The sequence below is a fragment of the Embleya sp. NPDC025285 genome (assembly GCF_055558835.1).
The window spans coordinates 1-15,475 of record NZ_JBVHLU010000114.1; the positions used below are offsets into that span (position 1 = coordinate 1).

Annotated in this window: 16 protein-coding genes and 1 pseudogene; 7 read left to right on the forward strand and 10 right to left on the reverse strand. The window is 71.7% G+C overall.

Annotation, left to right across the window (positions count from 1 at the left end):
- On the reverse strand, positions 1–559 hold a 559-nt coding region (locus tag ACZ4FV_RS43750; RefSeq protein ID WP_465326409.1), incomplete at its 3' end, for a DUF4232 domain-containing protein.
- A 269-nt stretch (positions 560–828) separates the two neighbouring features.
- Here ACZ4FV_RS43750 and erm point away from each other — a divergent pair.
- Together erm and ACZ4FV_RS43760 are read left to right on the forward strand one after the other, a co-directional pair.
- Positions 829–1,665 carry a 23S ribosomal RNA methyltransferase Erm gene (erm, locus tag ACZ4FV_RS43755; protein ID WP_465326411.1) on the forward strand — a complete coding sequence of 279 codons (837 nt, stop codon included), beginning with the start codon at positions 829–831 and terminating at the stop codon, positions 1,663–1,665.
- Between the two features lie 82 nt (positions 1,666–1,747).
- The gene (locus ACZ4FV_RS43760) at positions 1,748–1,975 is read left to right on the forward strand and encodes a hypothetical protein (protein WP_402240430.1); all 228 of its coding nucleotides are present in this window, start codon (positions 1,748–1,750) and stop codon (positions 1,973–1,975) included.
- 29 nt (positions 1,976–2,004) lie between these two features.
- Here the strand turns inward: ACZ4FV_RS43760 and ACZ4FV_RS43765 are convergent, their stop codons facing one another.
- Positions 2,005–2,379: a cupin domain-containing protein gene (locus tag ACZ4FV_RS43765; protein ID WP_395864087.1), complete on the reverse strand. Its 375-nt coding sequence runs from the start codon at positions 2,377–2,379 to the stop codon at positions 2,005–2,007.
- Positions 2,380–2,460: 81 nt separating this feature from the next.
- Positions 2,461–2,832: a cupin domain-containing protein gene (locus tag ACZ4FV_RS43770; RefSeq protein ID WP_465326414.1), complete on the reverse strand. Its 372-nt coding sequence runs from the start codon at positions 2,830–2,832 to the stop codon at positions 2,461–2,463.
- Between the two features lie 76 nt (positions 2,833–2,908).
- Between ACZ4FV_RS43770 and ACZ4FV_RS43775 the strand changes: the two genes are divergently transcribed.
- Positions 2,909–3,355 carry a MarR family winged helix-turn-helix transcriptional regulator gene (locus ACZ4FV_RS43775; protein WP_395864091.1) on the forward strand — a complete coding sequence of 149 codons (447 nt, stop codon included), beginning with the start codon at positions 2,909–2,911 and terminating at the stop codon, positions 3,353–3,355.
- Between the two features lie 43 nt (positions 3,356–3,398).
- On the opposite strand, the pseudogene ACZ4FV_RS43780 reads toward ACZ4FV_RS43775, so the two are convergent.
- Positions 3,399–4,238: pseudogene (locus tag ACZ4FV_RS43780) on the reverse strand (MerR family transcriptional regulator).
- A 209-nt stretch (positions 4,239–4,447) separates the two neighbouring features.
- On the reverse strand, positions 4,448–4,990 hold the full coding sequence (locus ACZ4FV_RS43785; protein WP_395864093.1) for a winged helix-turn-helix transcriptional regulator: 543 nt from the start codon (positions 4,988–4,990) through the stop codon (positions 4,448–4,450).
- A 147-nt stretch (positions 4,991–5,137) separates the two neighbouring features.
- On the opposite strand from ACZ4FV_RS43785, the gene ACZ4FV_RS43790 reads away from it, so the two are divergent.
- Both ACZ4FV_RS43790 and ACZ4FV_RS43795 read left to right on the forward strand, forming a co-directional pair.
- Positions 5,138–6,292, forward strand: a complete 1,155-nt coding sequence (locus ACZ4FV_RS43790) for an acetyl-CoA C-acetyltransferase (RefSeq protein WP_465326417.1) — start codon at positions 5,138–5,140, stop codon at positions 6,290–6,292.
- A 97-nt stretch (positions 6,293–6,389) separates the two neighbouring features.
- Positions 6,390–7,097 (forward strand): SDR family oxidoreductase, encoded by a 708-nt coding sequence (locus ACZ4FV_RS43795; protein WP_465326419.1) that lies wholly within the window; start codon positions 6,390–6,392, stop codon positions 7,095–7,097.
- Between the two features lie 129 nt (positions 7,098–7,226).
- Here ACZ4FV_RS43795 and ACZ4FV_RS43800 read toward each other — a convergent pair whose 3' ends face one another.
- The gene (locus tag ACZ4FV_RS43800) at positions 7,227–8,459 is read right to left on the reverse strand and encodes an RsbRD N-terminal domain-containing protein (protein ID WP_465326434.1); all 1,233 of its coding nucleotides are present in this window, start codon (positions 8,457–8,459) and stop codon (positions 7,227–7,229) included.
- A 180-nt stretch (positions 8,460–8,639) separates the two neighbouring features.
- Here ACZ4FV_RS43800 and ACZ4FV_RS43805 point away from each other — a divergent pair, with 180 nt between their 5' ends.
- On the forward strand, positions 8,640–9,581 hold the full coding sequence (locus ACZ4FV_RS43805) for an SGNH/GDSL hydrolase family protein (RefSeq protein WP_395864099.1): 942 nt from the start codon (positions 8,640–8,642) through the stop codon (positions 9,579–9,581).
- Between the two features lie 227 nt (positions 9,582–9,808).
- Here the strand turns inward: ACZ4FV_RS43805 and ACZ4FV_RS43810 are convergent, their stop codons facing one another.
- The 3 genes from ACZ4FV_RS43810 to ACZ4FV_RS43820 form a co-directional block, all read right to left on the reverse strand.
- Positions 9,809–12,022 (reverse strand): BTAD domain-containing putative transcriptional regulator, encoded by a 2,214-nt coding sequence (locus ACZ4FV_RS43810; RefSeq protein ID WP_465326421.1) that lies wholly within the window; start codon positions 12,020–12,022, stop codon positions 9,809–9,811.
- A 341-nt stretch (positions 12,023–12,363) separates the two neighbouring features.
- Complete coding sequence (locus tag ACZ4FV_RS43815) at positions 12,364–13,779, reverse strand: magnesium and cobalt transport protein CorA (RefSeq protein WP_402240417.1); 1,416 nt, start codon at positions 13,777–13,779, stop codon at positions 12,364–12,366.
- Entirely contained in the window at positions 13,776–14,099 is a 324-nt protein-coding gene (locus tag ACZ4FV_RS43820; RefSeq protein ID WP_161357719.1) for a PadR family transcriptional regulator, read from the reverse strand. The genes ACZ4FV_RS43815 and ACZ4FV_RS43820 overlap by 4 nt, the downstream gene beginning before the upstream one ends.
- A gap of 38 nt (positions 14,100–14,137) precedes the next feature.
- Between ACZ4FV_RS43820 and ACZ4FV_RS43825 the strand changes: the two genes are divergently transcribed.
- A complete protein-coding gene (locus tag ACZ4FV_RS43825; RefSeq protein WP_395864105.1) occupies positions 14,138–14,263 on the forward strand; it encodes a hypothetical protein in 126 nt (41 codons plus the stop codon).
- A 60-nt stretch (positions 14,264–14,323) separates the two neighbouring features.
- On the opposite strand, the gene add is transcribed toward ACZ4FV_RS43825, so the two are convergent.
- Complete coding sequence (add, locus tag ACZ4FV_RS43830) at positions 14,324–15,352, reverse strand: adenosine deaminase (RefSeq protein WP_395864107.1); 1,029 nt, start codon at positions 15,350–15,352, stop codon at positions 14,324–14,326.
- Positions 15,353–15,475: the final 123 nt, after the last annotated feature.

The window sequence follows — 15,475 nt, forward strand, 5'->3', positions numbered from 1 at the left end:
CGTTGATCGGGGAGCCGGCGCCGTCGACGACCGGCACGGTGGGGGTGCCGGGCCAGTTCAGGGTGATGGTCCTGGTCTCTCCGGGCGGGGTGACCTGCAGGCCCGTGACCTTGACGCCGTAGTCGCCGGTGGCGCCGCCGGGGTAGGTGACGCCGAAGGACACGGACTTGTCGCTCTTGAGGACGAACGGGTCGGCCGGCGCGCCGAGGCGCTCGGCGGACAGGGGCCCCTTGGCGGTCTGGAGGTCGACGCCCGCGAATCCGGACATCGTGCAGTTGTGACCGATGTTCTTGAACGTCACCATGACGGTGAGTTCGTCGTCGCCGCTGATGGTGGCGTCCTGCGCGGTGGCCCTGAGGTCGTCGGTACGGCACTTGCCGATCGAACCGTTGTCGCCGGCTCCGGCCGGCTCGCCCCGGCTCCTACGTATGCGCGTAACGAACCGTGACAGTCCCAGACCTGCTCCGTGGGCATCCCGGGCGAGCAGAGGCCCTCCCTCACCCGGCCCCCGCTCAAGCGCGCACGCCGCGCCGTCGTGCCGGTTGGCGCAGCCGACCACCTACCAGTCGAACCGATCCGTACCGAGCTCCACTCCCGTCCCGACCGAGGCCCGCCCGCATCCTGACCCCGGGCCGGAAAATGGGTTCGAGGACGGCGCGGGTGTCGGGCTATGGTCGGGGCATGTTCGCTTCAGCCTTCACGAGGACTCGCCGCTTCTAGCGGCGGGCCGAGGGTCTCTTCTCTCCGAGTTCCGCCGCACTTCGGGTCCATTCGCCGGTGCGGCCGATTCGTGCTGCCCGGCTCCGAACTGCCTTTGCGGAGCCCCTCGTGCCTTATCCCACTCATGGTGGACGTCATGAGCTTGGTCAGAACTTCCTTGTCGATCGTGCGGTGATCGCGCTCTTCGAGGACCTGGTCGCCCATACGTCCGGGCCGATCGTCGAGATCGGGCCCGGCGACGGCGCCATCACGTTGCCGCTCGCTCGGACCGGGCGGCCGATCACGGCGGTCGAGCTCGATCCGAAGCGCGCCCGACGGCTGGCTCGAAGGGTGCCCGGACACGTCGAGGTCGTGGCCGCCGACGTACTGCGGTTCCGGTTTCCGCGCGAGCCGCACACCGTGGTGGGGAATCTGCCGTTTCATCTGACCACCTCTGTGTTGCGACGACTGTTGGAAACGGAGCACTGGCGGAGCGCGGTGTTGCTGGTGCAGTGGGAGGTGGCCCGGCGGCGGGCGGGCGTGGGCGGGGCGACGATGCTGACGGCGGCCTGGTGGCCGTGGTTCGAGTTCGGGCTGCACGCGCGCGTGCCGGCTCGGGCGTTCCGGCCGATGCCGTCGGTGGACGGCGGGCTGCTCACGATGACGCGCCGGGATATCCCCCTGATCGATGAACGACCCGGCCCGTACCAGCAGTTGGTGCGCGAGGTGTTCACCGGACCGGGACGCGGGCTGCGCGAAGTCCTCGACCGGACGGGGAGGTTCGCGGCGCCCGGGCTGCGCACGTGGTTCCGAAACGAGTACCTCTCGCCGCACGCTTTGCCCAAGGACTTGACCGCGGGCCAGTGGGCCTCGTTGTGGCGGTCGAGTGCCGTACGGCGACGCGAGAGCGGAGCGGCACGCACCCGGGGCGCCGATTTGGCATGGGAGGCGCGCCCACACCGCTGAGCCGGCATCGACGGGCGCTCGATGCGGCACGTTTGTCGGCGCGCGTCGTGAAGCTGTCAACCCGATCCATGTCGAGCACTTGGTGAGGGCCGGGCGTCCCGCCGGCGCCGCCGATCGCAGCGCGTTGCCACCGGCCGGCGACGACGCGGCGGCGGAGGCGGCGGAGGCGCCCGTCGACGCCATCGGTTTGGACGTCAACGACGCCGGACCGCTCGCCGAAGGCCGCGCGTTCCGGCCAGGCAGCGCCGTCTACAACGTGTACGGCCGAATGCTGGACGCGGCGACGCTGCGCGCGGGCCTGGGACTGTAGGGCGGCTACCGGGCCCACCGGGTAAGGCCCTACCGAGCCCATGGGGCGACGAAGGGCTCTTGGCCGGGGATGAGTCCCTTGCCGCCGACCGGAAGGACGACAACCGCCTCGAACGGGTCGGTGCCGTGGTTGGCCAGGGCGAACGAGGTGTCGGCCGGGACGACCAACGCATCGCCAGGTTCGACGTCGAAGGTCTCGCCGTCCATGGTGACGGTGAGCCGACCCGACAACGCGACGAAGATCTCCTCCCTGGTGAGCGCGTGCGGCGGGGATGAGGTGCCCGGCTTGAGGGTGAGCCGCCATGCCGCGTTCTCGGTGGAACCACGGCTCGGGGCGGCGAGGCCGACAAAGGTCGCGTGCGGGTTCTCGAAGACGGGCGCTTCGGCGGCGGCGATGAACGGCATGGGGGGCGTCTCCCGGAGGCAGGTCGCCGGCGCGGGGAGCGGAGGCGGAAGCGGAAGTGGAGAGAATCAGGAGTGAAGGATCTACTGGGCCCACGGCGGATCGATCAGGTCGCCACCCATCCGGGCCTGCCCGCCGACGGGCAGGATCGCGATCGCCTCGAAGGGCTCGTCGCCCGGGACGGCGATGCCGAAGGGCACATGTGCGGGGACGATGAGGGCGTCACCGGCGTGGAAGTCGCGCGTTTCACCGTCGATCGTGACGACCGCCTTGCCACTGATCGCGATGAAGATCTCCTCGCGGGTGACTGCGTGTTCGCGGCCGAGGTTGCCCGGGTGCATGGTGAAGCGCCAGACGCTGTTCTCCTTCGAGCCGCGGCTCGGGGCGGCGAGGCCGATGGCGGTCATCAGCGGAGCTTCGAAGAGCGGCGCGTCGGCGGCTTTGATGAGAGGCATCGTGGTTCCTTCCGGTAGAGTATTCAACCAAGGTGTACAACCAGAGTTGAGCATATTTCCGGGAAGGACGTCAAGCGTGGACTTCGGACTGTTGTTGGGGAACGCCTACCAAGCCTTCGTCCGAGAGCTGCACGCCCACTTGGCGGAACGCGGGTTCCCGGTGATGGGGTCGTCGTACGGCTTCGTGCTACGCACCTTGGACCGGGAGGCGACGACCGCCACGCAGCTCGGCGAACGGCTCGGGATCACCGCGCAGGGCGCGGCGAAGGTGGTCGACGAGATGGTGGCCGTCGGCTATGTCGAACGCCGCCCGGACCCGACGGACAAGCGCGCGAAGCGCTTGCACCTGGCACCGGGCGGGGTGGCGATGTTGACGGCGGTACGTGAGTTCCACGCCGCGTACGAGGGCAGGTTGACGCAGCAGGTCGGCGCGGAGGATGTGGCCGCCGTGCGACGGGTGTTGGCGGCGATGGTCGCCACATCCGCCGGGCCGGACCTGGCGCGCCTGTTCCGCCCGCTGTGAGGTAACCCGCGCGGGTGACGGCGGCGATCGGCCGCCCGTACGATCACCCGGCCGGCATCCCGGTCCGGCCGGGGGTGATCGGCTCCTGGAATTCCGTCACCCACCGCTCCGGGTCGCCGGGCATTCGAGGTAGAGCTCTCGGGCGTATCCCAGCGAGCGATATCCGTTGGCATCGATCCATCTCGCCATCGCCTGGACGCCGGTCATCACGTTGTCCATGGATCCGCGATGGACATACCTCGCGACACACTCGATCTCGGGCAGGTCCACGATCCGAAGTCGAAGTCCACGCCGACGCCGGCTCGGTGCTCCGCCGCGATGGTCGTGCCGGCGTGGATGACGAGCGTGTCCTCCTCGTCCGGCGTGGCCTAGTAATAGGCGATGCCCGGTCCGGTCGGGACCACGCCCGCAGCCGCGAGGCGGCGGCACAGTCGGTCGTACAGCGGGCCGATGATCGGTCCGATCCCCTCCGGCCGTCGGCGCCGGCGACGGTGGTCGCGGTCGACTCGGCGACCCGGCTCCTGACCCTGCCCGGTCTGGACGCGGACCGCCGGGATGCGCTTGATCACGATGTCGTGGGTGGGCATTCTCCCTCGGCTTCGATCGTCCTGAGCCTCGCCTCGACGTGGGCCGGCCGCATCGCGTCCGCCGCCACTGCGGCGAGGATTCGGCCTGCCGCAGGCGCAACGTCCCGCGCAGTTCGCCGACGCTCACCCGCTCCGCCAGGCTGCTGCGTGCCTGGTGGAGGGTGAAGCCAAGATCCTTGAGCGCGATCACCCGGTTCAGTCGGGCGAGTTGGCCCACCTCGCAGAAGCGGTAAGCCACCGGCCGGATCGACGTGGGCAGGCCGCAGTAGTCCGATCGCGTCGTAGCGGCGCGACATTCGGACCGATACGCGGCGGTGCCCGGCGAAGTCTCCGATTGGTGAACATGAAGCCTCCCGGTCAACGGCCGCACACGGCGTCAGGGCCAAGCGGACGACCCGACGACCGGCCGGCACCCGACCCACGACGCGACCGGTCGGCTCGTCCCAAACCGATCCGGCGGCGCCGCCCACACCCACCCGGGCCCGCGAGGACACCCGCCGGCCCCTCACCCCACCGGTCCCGCCCGGTCCCACCCCTTCGCGTGGACGTGGATCCGCACGCTGCCCGCCTCGACCTCCCGGCCGCAGCCCCGGCACATCACCGCGACGTCCAACTCGTGGTCGCCGTGCTCGAACACCACCGGCGGCTCTTCGGTCAGCCAGCGGTCGCCCCAGGAGGCCAGGGTCTGCAATACGGGCGCGAGGTCGCGGCCCTGGTCGGTCAGGTGGTACTCGAAGCGCGGCGGGCGCTCCTGGTAGCGGCGGCGTTCCAGAATCCCGGCCGCCTCCAGCGCGCGCAGCCTGGTGGTGAGGATGTCGCGCGGCGCGCCGGTGTTGCGCGCGATCGCGTCGAAGCGGTGATTGCCGAAGCTCAGCTCGCGGACGGCGAGCAGCGCCCACTTCTCGCCCACCACCGACAGCGTGGCCGCGACCGAACACGGCCGCCCGACCGGGCCGCGTCCGGACCGGGACGGGGCTGCGGAGCCGGCGGCGGGCGCCGTCGAGTCGTCGGCGGACGAACCGTTCGAGGAACCACTCATGACGATCACACCGACAAGGTTGCCATCTCCAACCCACTCGCGCTACGTTGACGAAAAGTGAGTTTGATTTTCCAACTCTATGGCCTCGGACGGCTCGCCGCAGCGCGCGGACGCCGCCGGGCCCGATCGCACGCCCCTGTCGAAAGGCGGCCGCTCATGAGCAACGAGGCGTACATCGTCGACGCCATCCGAACCCCGGTCGGCAGGCGCAACGGGGGCCTCGCCAAGGTTCACCCCGCCGACCTCGGCGCGCACGTCCTGCGCGGCCTGATCGACGGCACCGGCCTCGATCCCGCCGCCGTGGACGACGTGATCTTCGGCTGCCTCGACGTGATCGGCCCGCAGGCCGGCAACGTCGCCCGCACCTCCTGGCTGTCCGCCGGTCTCCCGACGAGCGTCCCGGGCACCACCATCGACCGCCAGTGCGGCTCCTCCCAGCAGGCCGTGCACTTCGCCGCGCAGGCCGTACTCAGCGGCACCGCCGACGTCGTGGTCGCCGGCGGCGTACAGAACATGAGCGCCGTGCCGATCTCCGCGTCGCTGCGCGCCGGACGGGAGTTCGGCTTCGAGACCCCGTACGACGGCGCGCAGGGCTGGCGGGACCGGTTCGGCGACCAGGAGATCACCCAGTTCCGCGCGGCCGAACTGATCGCCGAGCGCTGGGGCCTGACCCGGGAGGAGATGGAGACGTTCGCGATCACCTCGCACGAACGCGCGCTGCGCGCCCAGCGCGAGGGTCGCTTCGCCAACGAGATCGTGCCGTACGGCGAGGTCACCCGGGACGAGGGCCCGCGCGAGCCGGACCTGGCCAAGATCCGCTCGCTGCCCACCCTGCGCCCCGACGGCCGGATCACCGCGGCGCTCGCGAGCCAGATCTCCGACGGCGCCTCGGCCGCCCTCGTGGTCTCCGAACGCGCCCTGCGGGTACACGGATTGCGCCCGCGCGCCCGGATCCATCACCTCACCGTGCTCGGCGACGACCCGGTGATGATGTTGACCGGACCGATCCCGGCGACCGCCCGGGCGCTGGAACGCACCGGCCTGTCCCTGGACGACATCGACCGGGTCGAGATCAACGAGGCGTTCGCGTCCGTGGTCCTCGCCTGGCAGCGGGCGACCGGCGCGGACCCGGAGCGGGTCAACGTCAACGGCGGTGCGATCGCGCTCGGGCACCCGCTGGGCGCGAGCGGCACCAAACTGCTGGCCACGCTGCTCAACGAACTCGAACGCAGCAACGGCCGCTACGGCCTGCAGACCATGTGCGAAGGCGGCGGCATGGCCAACGTCACCATCATCGAGCGCCTCACCTGATCCACTCGTCCGCCCGCCTCGACCGACGGCCCACGACCCGGCGACCCGGCGACCCGTACCGCGGTTCCACTCTCCCGATCCCGAAAGAAGCACCCGCATGAAGATCGCAGGTTCGGTAGCCCTCGTCACCGGGGCCAACCGCGGCCTCGGCCGCGCCTTCACCCGCGCACTGGTCGAACGCGGCGCGCGCACCGTATACGCCGGCGCCCGCGACCCGGGCACCGTCACCGACCCCGGGGTCGTGCCGATCGAGCTGGACATCACCGATCCCGACCAGGTGGCCGAGGTCGCCCGCCGACTCGACGACGTGGACCTGCTCGTCAACAACGCGGGCGTCTCCCGCGCCGCCTCGTTCCTGACCGCGGAGAGCCTGGACCCGGCCCGCGCGGAGATCGAGACCAACTACTTCGGCACCCTCTCGCTGAGCCGCGCGTTCGCCCCCGTCCTGGCCCGCAACGGCGGCGGCGCGCTGGTCAACATGCTCTCCGTGCTGTCCTTCATGACCATCCCCCGAGTCGGCTCGTACAGCGCCTCCAAGGCCGCCGCCTGGTCGCTGACCAACGCGTTGCGCCTCGAACTCGCCGCCCAGGGCACCCTGGTGGTCGGCGTGCACGCGGGCTTCATCGACACCGACATGGCGGCGGGCGTACAGCTGCCCAAGATCGCCCCGGCCGACGTCGCCGCGCAGACCTTCGACGCGGTCGAGGCCGAGCTGTACGAGGTCCTCGTCGACCACTACAGCCGCGACGCCAAGGCTGCCCTGTCCGCCGACCCGGAAGTGCTGTACCCGGCCCTTCGCCGCTGACCCGACGGTGCTGTACCCGGCCCTTCGCCGCTGACCCGACGGTGCTGAACCGGCTCTTCGGCACCGACCCGAAGGGGCGAACCGGCTCTTCACCGCCGACCCGTCCGCACAGCACGAAACGCGCTCGCTTCAGGCACCCCCGAGTCCCCCGCCCACTCCGTCCGTGCGCAGAGTGCGCCGGGCCACCAGCGCCGCGTTCAGGCGATGCAGGTCGTCGGCACGGCCCGGGGACAACCCGGTGAGCCCGGTCACCCGGCGGATGCGGTAGTCCACGGTGTTCGGGTGCAGGTGCAGCGTCGCGGCGGTGGCTCGGCGGTCGCGGCTGTGGGCCAGGTAGGTCTCCAGCGTCAGCAGCAGTTCGGGCCTGCGGTCGAGCGGCGCGAGCAGGCCGGCCAGACCGGGCAACGCCGCGCTCGGGCGGCTGAGTTGGTAGTCCAGCAGCACGTCGGCGAGCAGGTACAGGCCGGGGCCGCGGCCACTGCCGCGGACCAGGCGCAGCACCTCGGCGTTGCGGTCCACCGCGTCCGGGATCCCGGTCGGCTCGGTGAGCGCGGCCGACGCGGTGATCGCGGTGTCGGCCGCGTGCGCCGCGTGTGCGATCAGGGCGCGTACCTCGGGCCAGCCCGGCGCGGTGTCCACCGGCAGCAGCACCGTCCCGCCGCGCGGGTCGAGCGCGGCCAGCGCGGGCGCGCCGGTGAATGCGTCCAGGGCCCGCCGGATCCGGCGCAGCTTGCGCCGCGCGGCGATGACCGCGCACGGACCGGGCCTGGCCTCGTCCGGGTGCGCTGCCAGGGCCAGTGTCAGCACCAGGTACCGGGCCGCCGGGCGCATCCCCGTCCGCCCGGCGACCGCGTCCGCCGATTCGCCCGCCAACAACGCCGCGAACAGCTCGTGCCGGCCGCTCTGTTCCGGGCCGGCCGCCAGTCGGCACGCCTCCAGATAGGCCGAGCTGACCGCCGTGACGATGGCCCGCTGGAGCGCGAGCAGGTCGGCGAACAGGGCCAGGACGTCAGCGAGTTCCTCCGGACGGGCCTGACCGGTGATCTCCCGCCAGCACATCTCCACGCCGATCTGATAGGCGGTCAGAATCGCGTCGAGCGGTACGCCCTCCTCCGCCCGTTGGGCCGCCGAGGCGCGCTGTGGCGCGAGATCGGCGTCGCAGGCCGCGAGCCGGCCCTCCACGACATCGGCGAACAGGCGCACGGTGTGCTGCACGATCTCGGCGATGTCCCCGGCCAGTTCCTCGGCCGGCAGCGCCGCGTACGCGGGCAGCTCGGCGGGCAGCCGGTCCAGCACCTCCCTGGTCAACCGCGGCGCACCGGCCCGCAGTCGGGCCGCCACGGGCCGCCCGCCGATGCGCAGCGGGCCGCGCCGCGGTCGTTCGACGGGCGGGCGCTCGCGGGTGGTGGGCGCCCGGTCACGCGGCGGGTTGTCACGTGTCACAGGGACCTCCCGGAAAGTCTGTGTTACTCACCAGTTAAGCCGCTGTGTCCGAGTCTGCATGATGACGCGTGGGACATTCCACGACCGGCGGGAGTCGTCATGAACTCTGCGGCACGCATGAGGAGTCGGCTGCACAACAGTCCACGGAATCCACCCGGCCGGCTGCGCCGGTTCGGGCGCGGGACGGCGGCGGCGATCGCGGCGAGCGCACTGGCACTGGCCGGTCTGGTCGCCGCGACCGGGCCGGCGGGTGCGGCGGATCGTCAGGTCTACGTCGCGCTCGGCGACTCGATGGCCTCGGGTCCGCTGATCCCGGACATCACCGGGCCGCTCGCGTGCGGTCGGTCCACCAACAACTACGCACACGTGCTCGCCGCGCGCCTGAACGTCGCCGAGCTGCGCGACGTGACCTGTAGCGGTGCGGACAGCAACGACATGACCTCGCCGCAACACCTGTCCCTCGGCGGCATCGACATGGGCGAGGCACCGCCGCAGTTCGACGCGCTGAGTGCGGACACCACGCTGGTCACCCTCACCATCGGCGGCAACGACGTCGGCCTGGTCGGCGTGGCGCAGGGCTGCGCGACGCTCAACCCGTTCGCGACCCCGTGCAAGGACAAGTGGACGGCCGGCGGCGTCGACCAGATCGCGCAGCGCATCGACGCGTTCGCGCCCAAGCTCGGCGCGGTGCTCGCCGGGATCCACCAACGCGCGCCCCAGGCAAGGATCGTGGTCACCGGATACGGCCTGTACATCAAGCCCGGCGGCTGCTGGCCGTACCAGCCGGTCCTCGGCGTCGACGCGGACTACCTCCAGGGCAGCGTGAACCGGCTCAACACGGCCATCGCCGCCCAAGCCGCGGGCCACGGCGCCACCTACGTGGACGTGGCCGGACCGAGCACCGGGCACGACGCCTGCCAGGCCCCCTCGGCCAAGTGGGTCGAGGGCTACGTCCCCACCGACCTCGCGGCCCCGCTGCACCCCAACCGCCGAGGCGAAGCCAACTACGCCGCCATCATCGCCCCGCACATCCCGGCCTAGCCTCGACCGCGACGCACTCCGCACCGCACCGGCACGGCGCGGACGCGGGGTGCGTCGCGGCGTGGGCAAGGCTCCCGGAAGAGCTCCGCCGGCAGGAACGACGCGCACCGAGAAGGCCGTTCCGACCCCTCGGAGCAGGCCGTCCCGTCCGGCCGGGCCGGTCGGACGAAGCGCTCGGCCCGAAGCGGTCGATCCGAAGCCGTCGACCCCGAGAGGCCGCCACGCCCCTATCCCTGGCTGTGGTCCCCCGACTGGGCAAGCGAGCGCTCGACTCCCGCCTCCATCTCCTTGCGGGCCGCGTCGTCCGCGGCCCCCGACCACTCGAAGGCCGTCAGCGCGCCCCGCCACAACTGCGCGGCCTCGCGATACGCGAAGTGGATCTCCGCGTCGAGCGCCGCCAAGCGCGCGAAGTGGGTGGCCTTCGCCGCCGTCGCCCGCGACGCCGAGGCCAGGTAGTGATGCGCCAGCGCGGCCACGTCCCGAGGCCGCACGGCCTCGATCGCCTCGGCCGTGCGCGCGTGCATCCGGGCCCGGCGAAGCTGGGACAGGTCCTCGTACAGCGTGTCCCGCACCAGCGCGTGGGTGAACCGCAGTTGGCCCGCGTCCGGCTCGACGAGCAGCCCGGTCAGCAGCGCCGACTCGACCGCGTCCAGCACGGTGTCCTCGTCCGCGTTGCCCTGCGCCAACAGCACGTCCACGTCGATGTCCCGGCCGAGCACACAAGCCTGCTTGAGCACCTCCTGGGCGGCCTTCGGCAGCCCCGCGACATGCCGCCGGATCACGTCCCGCACCCCGACCGGGACCTCGGACACCGCCGCGTGCGCGCCCTCGGCCGCGAGCACCCGGGCGGTCTCCAGGACGTAGAACGGGTTGCCCGCCGTACGGTCCACGATCGCCCGTACGGTGTCCTCGTCGATCGCCGCCGAAACCGCGCCGCGCACCAGGTCGGCGACCGCCTCCGGGGCCAGGCCGGTGAGTTCGACGCGTTCCGGGCCGCATCGTGCCAGCCGGGCGAGCGCGTCGGCGAGCAGGTCTCCGACCTCGTTGTGCCGGTAGGTGACCACGAGCAACACCCGCCCGGCCGCGTCCCGGTCGGTGGCCAGGTGGCACAACAGCGCCAAGGTCTCCTCGTCCGCGCGGTGCACGTCGTCCAGCACCAGCAGCCACGGCGTCTCGGCGGTGGCCCGGGCCAGGTAGCCCACCACCGCCTGATGCAGCATCAACTTCGCCGCGGCCTGATCGCCGACCGGGACGAACGAGTCGGCCAGCAAGGGTGCGAGCACCCGCGCGGTCTCCTCGTCCGGCGGACTCACCGCGGCGAGCGTGCGCAACATCTGGGTCCACGGCCACCCGGCCGGTGCACCGCCGGACTCGGGGCAGCGCCCCCAGGCGGCCCGCCAGCCCTCGGCGGCCAGCAACTCCCGTACGTGCTCGGTCAACGCGGTCTTGCCCTCGCCCGGATCGCCGCTGACCAGGGCGACCGAGAGCCGCCCGTCGGCCCGCTTCGCCGCGGCCAGCAGGGTCGCGGTCTCCACCGCCCGGCCGATCAGGGTGGTCGTCCGCGGCACGAATCCGTCCTCCGTCGCCTCGTCGGCAGCCTGCGCCAGGCCCGGAACCTCACGCGGCGCGGCGGTCCCGGTCGCCGTTCCGGCCGGGGTCGACACCGCTGCCGGGGCGTCCAACTCGGCGGCGTGCGCCAGGATGTCCGCCTCCAGTCGCTGCAACCGCGCCCCCGGCTCGACGCCCAACTCCTCGCGCAGCGCGGTGCGTACCCGGCGCAGCACGGCCAACGCGTCGCCCTGACGCGCGCATCGGTACATCGCCAGCGCGAGCAATCGCCAACTCTCCTCGCGTAGTGGGTGGGCCGCCGCGTGCGCCTCCAACCCCGGCACGATCCCGGACGCCTGCCCGATCGCGAGCCCCGCCTCGGCCCGGCGCTCGACCGCGACCAACCGCAGTTCCTCCAGCCGCGCCGCCTCGGGCCGGGCCCACGGCTCGTCGGCGAACTGCGCGTACGCGGGCCCACGCCACAGGTCCAGCGCCGCGGTCAACTCACGCAGCGCCTCCTCGGCGGTACCGGCCGCCAACAGGCCGCCGGCCCGGTGCACCAGGGCCTCGAAGCGCCACGCGTCGACCTCGTCCGTGCCGACCCGGAACGCGTATCCGGGCGGCGCGGTCACCAATACGGTCGAGGGCGTACGCGGCGCGCGGTCGGGTTCCAGCGCACGGCGCAGGTGCGACACGAAGGTCTGTACGGAGCCGAGCGCGCGATGCGGCGACTCGCCGTGCCACAGGTCCTCGATCAACCGGTCGACCGGTACGACGTGCCCCCGTGCCAGGACGAGCCGAGCGAGAACGGCCCGATGGCGCGGGCCGCGCAGGTCGGCCGGCCGGTCACCGTCCCACGCTTCGAGCGCTCCCAGAACACGAAACGTCAGCATGGATAAGAGACCTTACTGATGCGTCACGAGCGGCCGAGCGGCGGCCGGGGCTGAAGTCGTCCGGCCGTTGTCCCACGCCGCGTTCAACGCTCACTCGACGTCCGTTGAACACCCTTGCCGCCCTCCTGCCGCGCACTGGACATCGACCGGACGCGGTTGCGCCCGGCGTCGATCCGCCCCGCGCGGCGCCGAGCCGAGGACGCCGGCTGGGCCCGGTGTACCGGCTGCCGGCCCATACCTCACCCGGCCCGTATCACGATCGGCCGCCCGGGACCGGCGGTCCCGACCGCCGGTCCCGACCGCCGGTCCCGGGACCCGAGTCGGGGCCCGGGTCCCGAGTCTCAACTCCCGCTCTCCGCGGGAGCGGTCGCCGACTCCCCGGTCTTCGGACCCGCCTGCGAGGCGGGCGGAGCCGAGTTCGGCGAAACGGGCGGGGTGGTCGGGCTCGTGGGGCTCACCGGCGGGTTCGCCGGGTTCACCGCGCCCGACGCACCGGCCGAGGGAGGCGCCGACGGGACGGTCTGCGGCGGTTGCCCACCGCCCTGCGGAACCTGCGCACCGGACTGCGGTGCCGCGCCCGGCATCGGGTTCGCCGCGGGCTGCCCGCCCGGTCGGACCGGGATCGCGATCGTGAAGGGCGCGGTGCCCTCCTCGACGCGGCACTTTCCTGTCGCCGAGTCGCCGACGACCCGAGGCTGCGGGAACGGCAGGCTCTCCCGGTTGGGCACCACGGACTGGTTCGTGGGCCCGCAGTAGCGTTCGTACTGGTCGCCGACGATGCCGAGTTGCTTGCCGTTGTGGTCGAAGAGCAGGACGTCCTTGAGCGGACGCCCCTGGGCGTCGAAGGGATAGATGTTCTTCAGCGGTCCCCCGCTCTCCGTGGTCAGCAGGGCGCTGCCGTCCAGCGGGTGACCGTCCACGGCCGAGTAGTAGTTCGACCGTGGCGGGGCGTTGTTCACGTACTCGGTCGTGCTCTCCGGTGTCAACTGTCCCGCGGCGAGCATCCCGATCCCCGCTCCGATCACGAGCGCGTTGATCGGCACCGCCGCCCACAACAGCCGACGGTCGTGTGCCGCACGCGGCCCCAACCACAACGACCCGGCCAGGGCCAGGACACCGGCGGCCACCGGCCACCACACACCGCCCGCGAGGACCCGCACGAGCACGACCACGATCAGCGCCCGGGTGACCCACCACGCGCTTTGCAGACCGATCAGAAACCGTACGGGTTCCGCCCAGCGGCCCGTGCGCAAGGAATCCCCGAGAGTCCTCGCACGTTCGGTGATCGACAGCGCGGCGATCTCGGGCAGTCCCGGCGCGCGACCACGCAGCCACAACGCGTTCAGCGCCTCGACAGCCAGGCCGAGCAGGCACGGAAAGATCCACCACCGCTCCTGCCCGCCCTCGGCGGCACCGATCCCGATGCCGGTCACGAACGCCGCGCCGAGCGCCAGGAACAGTCCCAGGCACAGGAGTTCGACCTTGCCGATGCGGGACAGGGGCCTCGTTCCGGTCGGCGTCAGCGGCGGATATCCGGCTGCCGCCCGCAGTTCGGCCGCGTACTCGTGCGGGGTGCCCAGTCGGGCGCGCAGCGACTCGGAGGTGACCACTTCGTCGAGTTCGGCGAGCACCTCGCTCAGGTTCACCTCGACGTCGTCCAGGATCTCCTCCGCCTCGGCGACCGGCAGGTCGGCCAGAATGCGGGCGACCTCGAGGCGGTAGTCCGCCGCGACGGGGTGCAGTGCGGTGTCCTTCATCGGGTCTCCCCCACCAGTTCCGACATCGTCCGGGCGAACGAGTTCCACGTGTCGGTGGACTCCCGGAACCGCAGCCGGCCCGGCTCGTTCAGCGCGTAGTACTTGCGGTTCGGGCCTTCGTCGCTCGCCACCACATAGGACGTGAGGAGTCCGGCGTTGTACAGCCGACGCAGCGTGCCGTAGACCGAGGCGTCGCCGACGTCGTCGAGACCGGCCTTGCGCAGTCTGCGCAGTACGTCGTAGCCGTAGCCGTCCTCCTCGCGCAGCACGGCGAGTACCGCCAGGTCCAGCACTCCCTTGAGCAACTGACTCGGATCCATGACGCCTCCAGCTCTTGTGCGTTGCACGGTACCACGCAATGCACAGTAGTGCGGAGAATGTTGTTCCGGGACGTTCCGGACCGGTCGCGGGCGCCGTGCGCGTCGAGAGCCTCGACTTCAAGAACGTCGCGGACCTGGGCACCTGGGTCGCGCCGCTCCCCTAGCCCGCACGGTCCGACAGTCGAACTCCCGTGCGTACACGGGAGTTCGACCCATGTCGCGGCTCAGCTCGCGGTGTTCGCCAGATACGCGTCCAACTCCGCCACGTACCCGTCCCGCACATCCTCCGGCAACCACGAGATCGCGAACGCGTTGTACTCGAACCGCGCCACCTCGGCCCGGCTCAGCCCCAGGTCGGCCTGGGTGCGCTCGAGGTTCTCCAGGACGTACGCGTCCATGTAGGCGGGGTCGTCCGAGTTGATCGTGACCAGGATGCCCTCGTCCAGCATCCGGCGGATCTCCGCGCCCTTGATGCCGTCCACCACGAAGGAGTTCGAGACCGGGCACACGGTCAGCCCGAGCCCGCGCTCCTTGATCGCCGCGACCAGCTTCGCGTCCTCCAGCGCGTTCGAGCCGTGGTCGATCCGGTCCACGCCGATGTCCTCGATCGCCTGGCGGATGTGCTCGACGCTGTTCTCCTGGTCGACGTCGCAGTGCATGGTCAACCGGTAGCCCTCGGCCCGCGCCCGCGCGTACACGGCGGCGAACTTGGCCGGCGGATTGCCGCGCTCGTCCGAGTCGAGCCCGATCCCCACGATCCACTCCCGGTACGCCAGCGACTGCACCAGGGTGGCCATCGCGTACTCGGCCTGGAAGTCGCGCAGGAAGCACATGATCAACTGGGCCCGGATGCCCAGCTCGCGCCGGGCGTCACCGATCGCCCGGGTCAGCCCGCGCACCACCACGTCGAACGGCACCCCGCGACCGGTGTGCGCCTGCGGGTCGAAGAACATCTCCACGTACCGCACGTTCTGCGCGGCGGCCTTGCGCAGGTACGCCATCGCGAGGTCGTAGAAGTCCGGCTCGTGCACCAGGACCCGCATGCCCTCGTAGTACACGGTGAGGAACGACGCGAGGCTGTCGAACCGATACGAGGCGCGCATCTCCTCGACCGAGGAGTACGGCAGCTCGATCCCGTTGCGCTCGGCCAGCGTGAACTTCAGCTCGGGCTCCAGCGTGCCCTCGATGTGCAGATGCAGCTCGCACTTGGGCAGTCCGGCGATGAAGTCGCGCATGTCGCGGGCGTCTTGCATGGGAGCAGTCCTCCGGAGTCGTAGTGATGGTGCGCCGCCGAGCCAAGCACACCACCACTACGCACGCACTACGCGCATCACACACGGGCTGCGCGCGGACCACCCGCGCGGCACGCCCGCACC